Raw genomic sequence first — 12985 nt, forward strand, 5'->3', positions numbered from 1 at the left:
GGGTGCCCCGGGGCGGTCACAGCTCGAGTTCGAGCCGATCCCCCTTGGCCCGGGAAACACAGATCATCATCACGTCGTTGGCGTTCTTCTCCTCATCGCTGAGGATGGAGTCGCGGTGGTCGATCTCACCGCAGACCACGCGTGTCTCGCACGTGCCGCAGGTCCCCTCCATGCAGGAGTAGATGACGGGCACGCCTGCCTGTTCGGCGGCTTCCACGATGGTCGTATCGGCGCCGACCTCGATCTCGATATCGGATTCGGTGAAATACACATTGCACGCACCGGTACTCGCTGTCAGCGCGGCCGCGTCCTTTGGTGCGAATCTTTCGGTACGCAACGACCCGGCCGGCCAGGCGGCCATGGCGGTTTCGAGTGCACGCAACATACCTTCAGGGCCGCACCCGTGGACTTGGGTGCCGGGCAACACGGTCGACACGAGCGCGTCGAGGTCGGTGATCCCGCACTCGTCGTCGGGACGCACGTCGATGTGGCCGGGAAAGCGGGTCAGGAGTTCGTCGACGAATGCCATGGTCGAGCGCGAGCGACCGAGGTAGGCCAGAGACCAAGGTGTGCCGCTATCGTGCGCCACCTGCATCATCGGCATCAGTGGCGTGATACCGATGCCGCCGGCGACAAACAGATGCCGCTCTGCGGGCACGAACTCGAAGTGATTGGCCGGCGTGCCCACGGTAAGGGAGTGCCCCATGGTCAGTGACGAGTGGATGTACTCGGAGCCTCCACGTCCATCGACCTCGCGCAGGATACCGACGCGGTAGACCGTGCGGTCGGACGGGTCGCCGCACAACGAGTACTGCCGCCGAAGGCCGTTGGGCAGGTGCAGTTCGAGGTGTGCCCCGGGTGTCCACGCCGGTAGGTCGGCGCGGTCCGGTGCGGCGAGAGTCAGCTCGACGACACGATCGGCAACGTCGCGTCGGGTGACCACCTCGACGGCGAGCTCTGAGGTGCTGTGTTGGGGGCGATCGAGCGCGGGTGCAGACATGTGGACTACTTTCGGAAGTGGGTCGATGGCGAAATTGGTTGGGCATCACGCCCGATCGAAGTGGACGCGGACGTGCGACCAGCCGGTGCGAAGTGGTCGGCCATTGCTCTCGGGAGGTCCGTCGAGCGTGAAGCCAGCTGTCTTCGCGAGTATCTGTTCGAGGGTGGCGCGCAATTCTTCGCGCGCGATGGGCGATCCCATGCACTGATGGGGACCATGACCGAAGGTCAGGTGTGGGTTCCTGGCGCGATGGAGGTCGAAGGTGTCGCCATCGTCGAACTTGGCCTCATCGCGATTGGCGGAGTAAACGTTCAGCGCCACCTTGACGCCCTCCGGAATCACCTGGCCATATGCCTGGACGTCGCGTGTGGCATGACGACGTGTTTGGTGAAGCGGCGGAGCCAGTCGCAAGACCTCTTCCACCGCTGCGGACACGAGGGTCGGATCGCTGCGGAGTTCCTGCTGCACCGACTGCATGTTGCCGAGGTGGACCATGATTGAACCCATTGCAGCTGTTGTTGTATCGGCCCCGGCGGAGAAGATCTGCACACCGATAGCGACAGCCTCCTCGTGCGTGATTGCCCGTCCTTCGGGCTGCAGTTGGAGCACTCCGGACATGATGTCGACCGACGGATCCTGAGGGTTGACCCGGCGATCCTCGATCAGCGCCTCAACCGTTGGATTCCACAGGGTCTTGTTGATCTCTCGATGCTTCTCGAGGTCATGGCGCACGGCGTCGGCACGAGCGAGACTGTCGGCCATGGTTTCCCATGCAGCGGCAGGCAGCCCCAAGAACTTCGCGAGAACCTGCTGTGGCACGATCACCCCAAATTCGTTGATCATGTCACCTCCTCCGCGTTCGATGAGGGGGTCGAGGTTGTCGGCGACGATCTGCTCGATGTCCGGCGCCAGCATCGCGATCCGGGCCGGTACGAAGTACTGCTGCAAGAACTTGCGGAAGAAGGTGTGTTGGGGGGGATTCGACTGTATCGGAATCGATTTCATGAACTCCGGAAACTCGACGAAGGGCTGGCCGCTCTTGTAAGTCTTCCAGTCCCGGGAGTTCTTCTGCACGTCGGCGTAACGCATGAATCCATAGAATCCGTCGTAGTCACAGGTGTAGGCGAGCGGTGCCTCGGCGCGGAGTCGCGCGTACTCGGCGGGATACTCATCGACCGTCGTGGGACTCCAGTCGTCGCGCGTGGCGGTTGTGTGTGTGGTCACGGTAACTCCTTCACGTGCATGTGGACTGCGCAGTACCCACCATAGGAAAGACGTGACCCAGATGACATATCCGGCGCAGAGAATTCCGGTTCGTGATATATATTCTGTGTATGGATGTTCGACAGATCCGCTACTTCATCGCCGTTGCTCAGGAAGGCTCCATCTCGAAAGCCGCTAAACGGCTCGGCATGACCCAGCCCCCGTTGAGCGCGTCGATGGCGACTCTGGAGAAGGAGCTCGGAGTCAGATTGCTCGAGCGGACGCCGCGGGGTATCCGTCCAACCGCAGCCGGTGATCACCTTTTCGAGCGGGGAACCCGGCTGGTGCGGGACATGCAGGATCTGGCCAGAGAGTTGGTGGGGCACGGACGAGGTACCGTCGGTGCCCTGCATCTCGCCGTGTACATGCCGTTCTCGTGGACGTACCTGCCCTCTTACCTGCGCCGTTTCGGTTCCACGTCTCCCGGCGTGGAGGTGACGCTCTATGATCCCACCCCCGACGACACCCTCGACGGTGTCGACAATGGCACCTACGACCTGGCGATCATGGCGACGAGCGATCTTCCCTACGTACAGCAGGCGTATTCGGGATCGATGACCATCGAACGCGTGCGCAGCCTCGCCATGGTGGCGCTGGTCAACGATGACTTTCCATATCCGGATGACCCACTACCCTTGGACCTGCTCGCCACCGACACCTGGTTGCTTCCCGAGCCGACGCCGCGCTTTCCTGGCGTCGCCGAGATACTCGACAGTCAGTGGGAAAGTCTGCAGGTCATCCCGCCACGACTCAAGGTGGTAAAAAACCTGCAGACGACTCTGCCATTGGTGAGCGCCGGGATGGGCGTGACGATACTGCCACCCGAGGTGCTCGCGATGCACACCGAAGGTGTCATCGCCCGCCGTACTGACCCGCTGCTCGATTCGCTGGAGGTAATTCTGGTGTGGAACTCGAAGCGCCAACTCAGTGAAGTCGCAACACGGTTCGTTGATGTGGTCCGTGCGACCGCGCCGCGCGAATAGATTTCAACGGACATCCACAAATAGACATGTCCTCGACCATGATGAAGTGGCGGCATGAGAATGCTACCGAAAACCTAAGCGCACCAAGGAATGCGCGCTCAGGATTGCCCTCGGCCAATGCCCACGAGGTTGTGTGCTGCCTATGCGGCGGAGGGTGCGAGGCCATCGGCAACGCGGAGCCGCTGACAAGCGTCGCTCGATCTAAGCTACAGAGCGAGATCGGTTGCGGCTGGCCATGAATGGCCAGCCGCAACCGAGTCACGGTGTTACTTGAAGGTGTCCTTTATGTTCTCTCCCACCTTCTTGACGCCCGCGGAGCCCTGGTCCTTCTTGCCTTCCGCCTCCAGGTTGGAGTTGTCGGTGGCGTCTCCGACAGCCTCTTTCACCTTGCCGACTGCGTCTTCTGCGGCGTTCTTGGCCTTGTCGACGAAACTCATGTACTTCTCGCTTTCCTCTCGAGGGCCCGAAACAGGTTCGGACTTCTCCACTATCAGTCGTGGCATTCTGATCGGACTGAATGCCACCTTGGGTGTTACATCTGGGTTAGTCGGTGTCGACCGCCAAATGTGCACGGACAGATCTCATGACGTGTGTCACATGACGCCGCGGGATCAGTCGGCTGTGGATGAGGTCTTGTTTGCGATGAGTTCGTTGGCGATATCGCGTACTCGACGATTGGTGTTCTGTGATTGCGAACGGAGGATCTGAAAAGCGTTCTCTGCGTCAATGCCGTGCTCGCCCATGATGATCCCCTTCGCCTGCTCGATGGGTGCCCGGTTGCTGAGCGCTGCACGGAGCGCGTCCGCGACCTCTATCGCGGACTTGAAGCGCGCGAAATCACTGATCGCCCGCGAAACGGTCGTGGTGAGCAGTTCGAGGATGTCGTAGTCGATGGCGTCGAATGCGGCGGGAGCACTGCCGTAGAGATTCAAGGCACCCAGTGGCTGATCCGGCGCTGAGAGTGCCGCTGCGAGGAACGAGTGAATGTTCTCTTCTGCTGCTGCTGTTGCAAATTCAGGCCACAGTTGCTCGGTGGCGTCGACATCGACGAGCACGGTTTCCCCGGTTCGAGCGGCATGCAGACAGGGGCCGTCGTCGGCGTCGTACTGTCCCTGATCGACCCGCAGGGTTCGGGTATCGGTGTGTACCGCGGTGTAGGTTCTTCCGCCGAGTGCGATGGTGATGCTTGTGCATTCGGCCCCGTCGATGGCCTCGTGAGCCACATCGACAACTCGCTGGAGCAGCACCACGAGATCGTCCTCGTCGTTGATGCTGCCGCCGAGGGCAACGAGCATTGCCGCCAACGCCGCAGGCGTCGCATTCGTTTCAGCAACAGCCGTAGCGACTTCGACGGCACCGTTGGTTGCGCCGTCGGGTGTGGCTGCCAACAGTGACTCTCGCGTCCGAGGGTCCGACGCCGGATCCTCATTCGAAATGTCCGACATGCGCATCTCACTCCCCCGCCTTTGTGCGTTCATCGCCAGGCCTCCATGGACTTCCGCAGTTGTTCTCGGGCACGTACGTAGTGGCCACGAGCCGCTCCCGGCGCGAGGCCCAGCACCTTCCCCACCTCGGTGAACGGCATCCGCTCCACCTCCCGCAACATCCACGCGGCACGCTGTCGTGGCGGAAGGGTTGCCAGACACTGCTCGACTGCTTCGACGAAAACAGTGCTTGACACTTCCGGAAACGGTAGTCCGACTGTGGAGTGGCCGTTGCGGTTGAGGGAGTCGTCACCCACCGGGATCGGAAGGCGCAGTCGATACGAGTCGACGATCTTGCGCGAACATATAGCGAACAACCACGTCCGCACCGAGCTGTCCCGACGGAACGAGTTCAAGCCCAGCCACGCAGCCAGTAGCGAATCCTGGACGACTTCTTGGGCATTCCATTCGTCGGCCAACATACGCCGCGCGTATCCGTGAAGACGAGGTCCGAACAGGGTCACGAGTTGGTCAAACGCGTCTCGATCACCCAGCGACGCCCGTTCGATCAAATCCATGTCGTCGATAACGACACGTTCTCGTCCCTCTACTCGCACCTCGAACTCCATCCGCCGACAGCTCCGCTCCGAAGCCATCACGTGGAAGAGGCAGACATCACGATACCGGGTCGCCCTTGGCACATCAATCGACGCAGTTCGAGGCGTCCTTCGAAATACGCTCAGCGGGAGGGCCCTCCGCTTCTGTGTTTCGCGCGTTCGCACCCTCTGTCAGCCAGGCATCTCGTGCGCCCCGTCGAGCGACTTGACCTGCTGCCAGACTCGGTCGAACGAGTCGGCGTCGGCCACGGGTCGACGAACCGCGTCGTCGAACCTCCGCCGTTCCTCGCGACTTGCATGAGCGGTGCTCTCTAACGCATGGAGCACCGCTCACTGCACAAGGTTACGTGTCGGTGCGGATCGTATGCGCCGTGATTCGTGCTGAGCACGGCCCGCATCGAAAGCACGGACCAGTAACTGAGACAGAATGTTCGTTGCGTGTCAGTTCTTACTCCGCGCGCTCGTCGCACGCAGCGAGAGCAGCCAGCACGGCCCGTGTTCGTGTATCGCGTCGCTCCCGCAAGGCCTCGTAGGTCTGTTCGCCAACACCGTAGGTGTCCTCGACCTGTTCGATCAGCGTCTCCATTGATGTCGGATCTGTCGCTGGAGAGTGGTATTCGATCCCACCCGTCGTCGCGCCGACACCGGAAATCAAGTGGCGAATGCCCCCAGGTCCACCACCGAGTACATTGCTCTCGAACAATCCGATTGTTGCCCAACGTAATCCGAGTGAGTTCTGAAGAATGGTGTCGAGATCGGCAGGGCTTACAACGCCCTGTTGCACGAGATAACGAGCTTCACGTGAGATGACACCCTGCAACCGATTGGCGACGAACCCCGGGATCTCCTTCCCGATGACAACGGGAGTCCGGCCCAGCGAACGGTAGACATCCACCGCTCGCGTCACCGCCGACGCCGATGTCTCCGAAGAGGGAACGACCTCCACCAACGGCATGAGATCCGGTGGATTGAACGGATGACCGACGAGAACTCTCGCTCCGTCGATGCCGTCGGCAATGATGGCACTTGCGGTGATCGATGAACTCGACGTCGCTATCACCACCGACGGGGCGGTGGCGGCGACGAGCGCGCCGATGGTGTCCCGTTTGACGTCGAGTCGCTCGGGACCGTTCTCTTGAACGAACGTCGCACCTCGAACACAGTCCTCCAGTGAGGTCGCGACTGTGATGCCGGCGTCGGGCCCGAACGTCGACTGCACGACGTCGGCGACGTCGGGCCGAACATCGAATACTCTTACGTCCCAACCATGTTCTAATGCGAGGCGCACCCAGGCGAGACCGATCACTCCGACGCCGATGATCGCGACGGTCTCCGCCGCGGGTTGACCTAAATGCTGCTTTGCGACCATCTCATCGACTCCCGATTCCGGTGAACATAGTGTCTCCTGTCAGCGTTGGACGGCGCCGAGAACTTCGGCGGTGCTGGCACCGTACTGTTCCGGTAGTCGCCTGATGTCGGTCGGCGTCCTGGAGTACTCCAACGGGTTGCGCACCATGCGAACTCGACCCTCGGTCGGATGGTCGACTTCACCGATCAGGTCCACTTCACGGACATAGTCGTCGTTGGGCAGGTCGGCGATGTCGGTGACCAGTCCGAAGGGAATGTCGTGGGCATTCAGGTACTCCTCCCACTCCGCGGTGGTCTTGGTCGTCGAGTGCTCGAGCACCTCTTCCCATCCCGAATTGAACACGGCGCGGTCGATCGCAACGCTGTCCCAAACGGGGTCGGCTGCGCGGTCGTTGCGCCCGGCGCCGATGAGCAACAGGCGGATGGCGGCATTGGTATAGGCGACGGCGGCGATCGCCCCACCGTCACGGGTCCGCATGGCGCGGTGAATCTGGCTCAGGCTGAGAGGATTTCCGACGTCGCCTGCTGGCGGAACGAACATCTCGCCGCCTAGGTGCTCGACTGCATTGACGGCGATCATCGTATCTGCCATGGCAATTCGGAGGTATTGGCCCTGTCCGGTGCGCACTTGATCGACGACGGCACCCAGGACGCCGATGGCGAGATAGAGTGCCACGGTCTTGTCGGCGATGAACGTTGGCAGGAACTGCAAACTCCCATTGGCTCGTTCCTGCATGTTGACGATTCCGCTCACTGCCTGGATCACCTCGTCATACGCGGGCCGATCCGCAGCACTCGATGTTTCGTTGAATCCCTGCGCGTGCGCGTAGATCAACTGAGGAAAGCGCTCCCGCAGGCTGTCGTAGTCGATGCCGAGCTTCGTCAGCGCACGACCCCGCATATTGGTCACCAGGACGTCGGCCTGTGCCAGCAGGTTCAGCAGCGTATCGACCCCGCCGGGCGCCTTGAGATCGAGTGTGACGCTGCGCTTGTTGCGATTGAGCTGCATGTACAGCGCGGCCATTCCTGGATTGCGCTCCACGTTGGCTGGCGAGATTCGAGCGTTGTCTCCTGGCGATTCGATTCTGATGACGTCGGCGCCCATGTCGCCCAAGATCTGGGTCGCCATCGGACCCAGAACCACTTTGGACAAATCCACAATTCGGACACCGGCTAGTGGTCCAGTTGGTTTGCCGTCGATGTTCAAAGGAAATGCGTTGTCGCCCATAATGTCTCCCGACTTTCTTAGATGACCTGCACTCGAGTGTATGTGCTTCGGAACGCTAAAGGAATGACCGTGTTCGTTGCTTCGGTATGATCGCAGCGATAACACCAATGGAGGTTTCAGTGGAGATTCGACATCTTCGGTACTTTGTGGCGGTGGCTCGCGAGTTGAGTTTCACTCGGGCTGCGCAGTCCCTGCATATGTCGACGCCCCCGCTGAGTCAGCGGATCCGATCAATGGAGTCCGAACTCGGTGTCAAACTCTTCGACCGGTCAACTCATCACACCGCGCTGACCACTGCTGGACGCGAGTTGCTCCCGCTGGCAAGGCAATTGGTCACCGAGTTCGACACGTTGTCCGCGCGGGTCAACAAACCGTCGTCGGGACTCGACGTTCGCCTGACCGTTCCCGATGTCCTGTCACGCGCGCAGCGGCGTCGTGTCTCTCGAGTCATCGATGAGCTGTCGGATCTGTTCACCATCCGCTTGCGTCAGAGCCCTTCGGTGGCGATGGAAGTCGAGCTGATCGACGCCACAACCGACCTTGCTCTGTGCCACATGCCGACGAATCACCCTCAGTTGGTTGATCGGTTGGTGTGGGCGAGTGAACTCGACGTAGTGGTCGATGCCCGTCGCGTTCTCGGCCGAGTCGACATCACCGCCGCCGAACTGCGCGATCTGAGCTTTTTACGCGGTCCGCGCCATTGGGACCTGCGTTCCAATCAGCACTTCTCCGACCTGCGAGAACGCGGCATCCAGATCGAACCCGATGTCCGCTACAGCGATGTCAGCGGAATGCTGCTGTTACTGCGCCACGCGCCGCTGTTTGCACTCATTCCACGTGACTCCGAGGTCCGCGAGGTCATTGAATCCGAGGAGATCTCACTTCTTCCCATCAGCGATCTGTCGATGAAGATCACGACGAGTTGCATCCGCCGGTCGAGTGACGTCCATCTGGACCCCCTCATCGACGCACTCGCCGCTTCGATGAGTCCGTAAGGGCGTGCGGATCGTCGTCGGTGCCGATGACGGGGCGGCCGTCTCCCCCCGGGGGGCTGACGCGGCTGTGCGTGACGCACTCCCGGCTCTACTGTCGGTCAGCGATCAGGCCGGCATCTCGTACGCCCCGTCGAGCTCTTTGACCTGCTGCCAGACTCGGTCGAAGGATTCGGCATCGGCGACGGGTCGTCGGACAGCTCCGAGTGCCCATGCCTGCTGCTCCGGCTTGGCCGTTGGCTTTCCATAGAGTGAGACGGCGTAGCCGGAGAAGTCGCGGATCTGGAAGTCGAAGATCCGGTTGAGTAGATCGTCGTCGAGCCCGGTGATCGCGGCCTGCTCCAAGATCAACTGCCCGTAGACGACGAGGGAGAACAGATGTCCGACGGTGAGGACGAAGTCGAGGTCTTTCTGCTGCTCTGCGCTCGGAGCGGCGGTCTGCAGCAACGCTTGTAAGGCCTGTGCCTGCTCGTAGAACACGGCGACGTTCGCTACGTCGGTGCGGGCGGCGTACGGGGTCGTCCAGTCGGCGAAGCGCACCTTGCCCGCTCCCCCGACGGGCCCCTGTGCAAAGAAGAACGTGTCGTCAGAGGCGTCGAGGCGTGTTCCGATCTCTGGATACTCGACCGGCCCGAACAGGTAATTGGGCATGAACTTCAAGATCTGGCCGACGTTGACGTGGACGGTGCCCTCGAGCCGCGGCAGCCAGCCGATGAATCGGTTGGCCTGGTGAAAGTAGGTGTTCTTCTCGTAACCCTTGGCAGCGACGGCGTCGAGCAGCAGCGTCATCACCGTTTCGCCCTCCGAGGTGACCTTCGATTTCGTCACCGGGTTGAACAGCAGATATCGCCGGTCGTCGAGACTGGCCGACCGGAAGTAGTCGACGGCGCGGTTGCTGAAAAGCTTCATCGCACTGAGCCGCGCGAACGCGTCGACGAAGTTGCCCTGCACGTGGGAGAAGTCGGTGACGCGGTTGCCGTAGAGAATTCGGTTGTTGGTGTGGGTGATCGCCTCGTACAGCGAGTGCGTACACATCCCGACCGAGCCGTGACACAGGTTGAACTTGCCGACGTTGACCGTGTTCAACGCAGCGGCGAAGGCTTCAGGGCCCGTGTGCAGGATGTCATCGGGACCGACCGGATAGTCGTCGAGCTCGAAGGTGGACACGAACATCTGTCCGTGCACGACGTTGTCGATGAGGTGATAGTTCTCGTGTCGACTGTCGACGGCGAAAAACACGTAGCCGTCGGGCCCCTCGACGTCGGCGCGGCGACCGAACACCGAGACCATCCCGGCCACGTTGCCGTTACCGATGTAGTACTTGGTGCCCGATGCGGTGAAGCCGCCTGCGTCGTCACTCGTCAGCACCATGTCGGTGCTGTACACATCGGCGCCGTGGGCCCGTTCAGACAGGCCGAAGGCCATCACCTCGCCGTCGAGAAGCTGCTGCGCTGCTTTGGTTTTCGCAACCTCATTGCTCGACATCCAGATCGGGCCGAGTCCGAGGATGGTGACTTGTTCGGCGTACCAATAGGCCAACCCGTAGAAGCCGAGGATCTCACTCAGCGCAGCGTTGCGGGCGGCGTCCCAGCGTCGATCCTCGTCGCCGGCGGCGTATGCCGCCGGCGTGAGGAACGTGGCGAACAGCTTCTCCTTCTTCTCGAACTCGAGGAAATCGGCGACCCATTCGGCGTTGAGGTCTGCCTCCAGCAGTCGCTGTTTGCCGTATGACTCGAAGAAGTCGATCGTGGCGCGCAGCAATCGGCGCGTCTCGGCGTCGAACTCCGAGTAGTCGTTGGTCGCGGGATTCAGCAAAAGGCCCATAGGCCGAAGCCTAGCCAGTTACGGGTGGCCAGGGAAACGTGACTCTGGAGCCTCATACTTCGCGCGCGCTCGCCGAGACGTTGGCCTCGACGAGCATGCGAAGTTGGTTGGCGACCTGGTCGAGTGGCGTCGTGCTCTGGGCCGCGCGGCTGAGCAGAAGAGCTCCCTCCATGCCGGAGACGACGGTGGCAGCAAGGTCGGTGGCCGCAGAGACGTCGAGTCCCTCGACTCGGTGAAAGCGTTCGGCGAGGATGTCGGTCCAGGACGTGTAGATCTCGGCCGCCGCGTCAGCGGCGTCGGGTGCGTCGCGGCGGCCGAAAGCTGCTGCGGAAACGACGCATCCGCCTTCGAAGTCCGATTCGCGCACCAGATCTTTCCAGATCTCAACGAAGGTGCCGAGCGGGTCGTCGGACTCCATCACCGCACGCAGAACCTCGGTGGTCTCGTCTCCCGCATGCCGGGTTGCGGCGGTGACGAGTTCGGGTTTGCCGCCGGGAAAATTCCAGTACAGCGAACGACGGGCGACCTTGCTGCTTGCGACGATCTCAGTGACACCGACTCCCGCCACGCCGTGACGTCGGACCAACTCGATAGTGGCTTCGATCAGCCGTTCCCGCACACTTGCCACTGACTCGACCTTTCCCGGTCTCGATTCTCATCCGACAGTGACGATATCGCCAGGACGCGCGCACCGGCTCCCGGCACCATGGTCTGACGGTTCACACCCTTGCCCGCTTATACCGATCATGCTAATTTCACTGCTTATACCGATCGGTATAACCGCAACGGCGGGGGCCTCCCTTCGCGTGTGGGAAGGGCAGAGTGTGTCGATTCATCATCTGAACTGTGGGGAGTTGCACCCACCGTCGGCGTGGTTGGCCGAAGGCGTCGGGAGTGTATTTCGTCGAGGACACGCGGTGTGTCATTGCCTGCTCATCGAAAGCGACGACGGCGTGATTCTGGTCGATACGGGATTGTCTGAAGACCAGACACGTTCTCCGAGAGCATCTTTGGGAGCCGATGTGGCATTCCTGCTTCATCCGTCGGCGTCCTCGGCGGTGACTGCCAAAGCACAGGTGCAGCAGCACGGATTCGACGTAGGCGATGTCCGGCACATCTTCATGACACACCTCGACGTCGACCACCGCGGAGGTCTCGCCGACTTCCCCAATGCGACAGTCCATATCAGTCGGATGGAGCTGACGAGCGCAGAGGAACCGCGAACGCGGATGGACCGCCGGCGATACCAAGGGGCCTGGCGGGACTCGCTGAAGTGGGAGATTCACGACACCAGCACCGACCGTTGGCACGGGTTCCCCGTCCTGTTCGACGATGACACCTCGGCAGGCAGACTGGTCATGGTCGAGCTGCCGGGGCACTCCCCCGGTCACAGCGGGATCGCCATCGAGCACACGGGAGATGCGACTCACGCCCCGGGCACGCTGTTCCACGTCGGTGACGCCATTCAGCACCGGAACGAGTTGCGTCGTGATGCCGCTACTCCGTGGGGCATTCGTGGATTCAACACGTTGATGCAGGTGAATCGCCGGGAACGTCTGCGTACGAGAAGTGCACTGCAGGAGCTCGCCACCGGCGACGTCGTCGTGATCTGTGCTCACGACGCGCACATGTTCGCCGATCATGCGGCGCCCTTGTGAAGCGTCCCGTGGTCCAGCTTCCCGCACAGGTGTGGCAGCGGGCCCGCTCCCTGGTGGAGACGAGCGCAGTTGCCGACGCACATGGGCATCCACAGGCAGTGGTGCCGCGACCGCTGAGGCGTCTCGCGGAGAAGGTCGCCCACGTCCCACATGATCCGCTGGAGACCCTGGCCACGGGCGGAGTCAACCTGGCAGTGATCACGGCTGTCGGCGATGCGATGGCGACCGCGGGAAGGCCCCGATCTGCGCTCGATACGGTCTACAGCCAACTCGCCGCCTCACGCCGCGAAGCGTTCACCGCTCGGCTGCCGATCACGACCACAGTGGCCGGGATCGGCGCAGACACCGGCCACCAGGTGCTTCTCGGGATCGAAGGCGGTGATGTCATCGGCGACGACCCCGGATGCCTTGCCCGGTTGTACGACGTCGGTGTCCGACTGGTCGGGCTGGTCCACTACGCCGACAACAACCTGGGGACGATCAGCACGTCGGTGACGGGCCGCCGCGGAAGTCATGCCGTGCGTTCCGGGACGCGGCCGGCAGGACTCACCGGACTCGGCGTCGAGATCGTCGGTGAGATGAACAGTCTCGGCATCGCCATCGATCTGGCGCACGCAGACCGGGCCGA

The 12985-nt window shown here is 61.9% G+C and carries 13 protein-coding genes; 4 read left to right on the plus strand and 9 right to left on the minus strand.

Features of this window, described 5'->3' with window-relative positions; genetic code table 11:
- Nucleotides 1-16 precede the first annotated feature (16 nt).
- Nucleotides 17-1000, minus strand: coding sequence for a PDR/VanB family oxidoreductase (locus GOOTI_RS03280; protein ID WP_007237135.1), 984 nt, complete (start codon nucleotides 998-1000; stop codon nucleotides 17-19).
- A gap of 45 nt (nucleotides 1001-1045) precedes the next feature.
- Nucleotides 1046-2224: a cytochrome P450 gene (locus GOOTI_RS03285; RefSeq protein ID WP_007237136.1), complete on the minus strand. Its 1179-nt coding sequence runs from the start codon at nucleotides 2222-2224 to the stop codon at nucleotides 1046-1048.
- Nucleotides 2225-2334: 110 nt separating this feature from the next.
- Here GOOTI_RS03285 and GOOTI_RS03290 point away from each other — a divergent pair, with 110 nt between their 5' ends.
- The gene (locus GOOTI_RS03290; RefSeq protein WP_007237137.1) at nucleotides 2335-3246 is read left to right on the plus strand and encodes a LysR family transcriptional regulator; all 912 of its coding nucleotides are present in this window, start codon (nucleotides 2335-2337) and stop codon (nucleotides 3244-3246) included.
- A gap of 266 nt (nucleotides 3247-3512) precedes the next feature.
- Here GOOTI_RS03290 and GOOTI_RS03295 read toward each other — a convergent pair whose 3' ends face one another.
- From GOOTI_RS03295 to GOOTI_RS03315, 5 genes are all read right to left on the minus strand, one after another.
- A complete protein-coding gene (locus GOOTI_RS03295; protein WP_039993249.1) occupies nucleotides 3513-3683 on the minus strand; it encodes a CsbD family protein in 171 nt (56 codons plus the stop codon).
- 174 nt (nucleotides 3684-3857) lie between these two features.
- A complete protein-coding gene (locus GOOTI_RS03300; protein WP_007237139.1) occupies nucleotides 3858-4697 on the minus strand; it encodes a GAF and ANTAR domain-containing protein in 840 nt (279 codons plus the stop codon).
- A 23-nt stretch (nucleotides 4698-4720) separates the two neighbouring features.
- Nucleotides 4721-5248, minus strand: coding sequence for an RNA polymerase sigma factor (locus tag GOOTI_RS03305; protein WP_233425409.1), 528 nt, complete (start codon nucleotides 5246-5248; stop codon nucleotides 4721-4723).
- 487 nt (nucleotides 5249-5735) lie between these two features.
- A complete protein-coding gene (locus GOOTI_RS03310) occupies nucleotides 5736-6656 on the minus strand; it encodes a 3-hydroxyacyl-CoA dehydrogenase NAD-binding domain-containing protein (RefSeq protein WP_007237141.1) in 921 nt (306 codons plus the stop codon).
- Between the two features lie 39 nt (nucleotides 6657-6695).
- A complete protein-coding gene (locus GOOTI_RS03315; RefSeq protein WP_217997276.1) occupies nucleotides 6696-7988 on the minus strand; it encodes a CaiB/BaiF CoA transferase family protein in 1293 nt (430 codons plus the stop codon).
- 2 nt (nucleotides 7989-7990) lie between these two features.
- On the opposite strand from GOOTI_RS03315, the gene GOOTI_RS03320 reads away from it, so the two are divergent.
- Complete coding sequence (locus GOOTI_RS03320) at nucleotides 7991-8878, plus strand: LysR family transcriptional regulator (RefSeq protein ID WP_233425410.1); 888 nt, start codon at nucleotides 7991-7993, stop codon at nucleotides 8876-8878.
- 105 nt (nucleotides 8879-8983) lie between these two features.
- Here the strand turns inward: GOOTI_RS03320 and GOOTI_RS03325 are convergent, their stop codons facing one another.
- Together GOOTI_RS03325 and GOOTI_RS03330 are read right to left on the minus strand one after the other, a co-directional pair.
- Nucleotides 8984-10699 carry an acyl-CoA dehydrogenase family protein gene (locus tag GOOTI_RS03325; protein ID WP_007237144.1) on the minus strand — a complete coding sequence of 572 codons (1716 nt, stop codon included), beginning with the start codon at nucleotides 10697-10699 and terminating at the stop codon, nucleotides 8984-8986.
- A 52-nt stretch (nucleotides 10700-10751) separates the two neighbouring features.
- Entirely contained in the window at nucleotides 10752-11327 is a 576-nt protein-coding gene (locus GOOTI_RS03330) for a TetR/AcrR family transcriptional regulator (protein WP_007237145.1), read from the minus strand.
- Nucleotides 11328-11616: 289 nt separating this feature from the next.
- On the opposite strand from GOOTI_RS03330, the gene GOOTI_RS03335 reads away from it, so the two are divergent.
- Together GOOTI_RS03335 and GOOTI_RS03340 are read left to right on the plus strand one after the other, a co-directional pair.
- Nucleotides 11617-12357, plus strand: a complete 741-nt coding sequence (locus GOOTI_RS03335; RefSeq protein WP_007237146.1) for an MBL fold metallo-hydrolase — start codon at nucleotides 11617-11619, stop codon at nucleotides 12355-12357.
- Nucleotides 12354-12985 (plus strand): membrane dipeptidase (locus GOOTI_RS03340; protein ID WP_007237147.1); only part of this gene is annotated, 632 nt, incomplete at its 3' end. The genes GOOTI_RS03335 and GOOTI_RS03340, both read left to right, overlap by 4 nt.

It is taken from the genome of Gordonia otitidis NBRC 100426, from assembly GCF_000248075.1.
In the GTDB taxonomy this organism is placed as follows: Bacteria; Actinomycetota; Actinomycetes; order Mycobacteriales; family Mycobacteriaceae; genus Gordonia; species Gordonia otitidis.

Coding starts and splice junctions, on each gene's coding strand:
- GOOTI_RS03305 (WP_233425409.1), bottom strand. CDS start 5,248: ATGGATTTGATCGAACGGGCGTCGCTGGGTGATCGAGACGCGTTTGAC.
- GOOTI_RS03295 (WP_039993249.1), bottom strand. CDS start 3,683: ATGAGTTTCGTCGACAAGGCCAAGAACGCCGCAGAAGACGCAGTCGGC.
- GOOTI_RS03320 (WP_233425410.1), top strand. CDS start 7,991: ATGGAGGTTTCAGTGGAGATTCGACATCTTCGGTACTTTGTGGCGGTG.
- GOOTI_RS03310 (WP_007237141.1), bottom strand. CDS start 6,656: ATGGTCGCAAAGCAGCATTTAGGTCAACCCGCGGCGGAGACCGTCGCG.
- GOOTI_RS03280 (WP_007237135.1), bottom strand. CDS start 1,000: ATGTCTGCACCCGCGCTCGATCGCCCCCAACACAGCACCTCAGAGCTC.
- GOOTI_RS03325 (WP_007237144.1), bottom strand. CDS start 10,699: ATGGGCCTTTTGCTGAATCCCGCGACCAACGACTACTCGGAGTTCGAC.
- GOOTI_RS03300 (WP_007237139.1), bottom strand. CDS start 4,697: ATGCGCATGTCGGACATTTCGAATGAGGATCCGGCGTCGGACCCTCGG.
- GOOTI_RS03290 (WP_007237137.1), top strand. CDS start 2,335: ATGGATGTTCGACAGATCCGCTACTTCATCGCCGTTGCTCAGGAAGGC.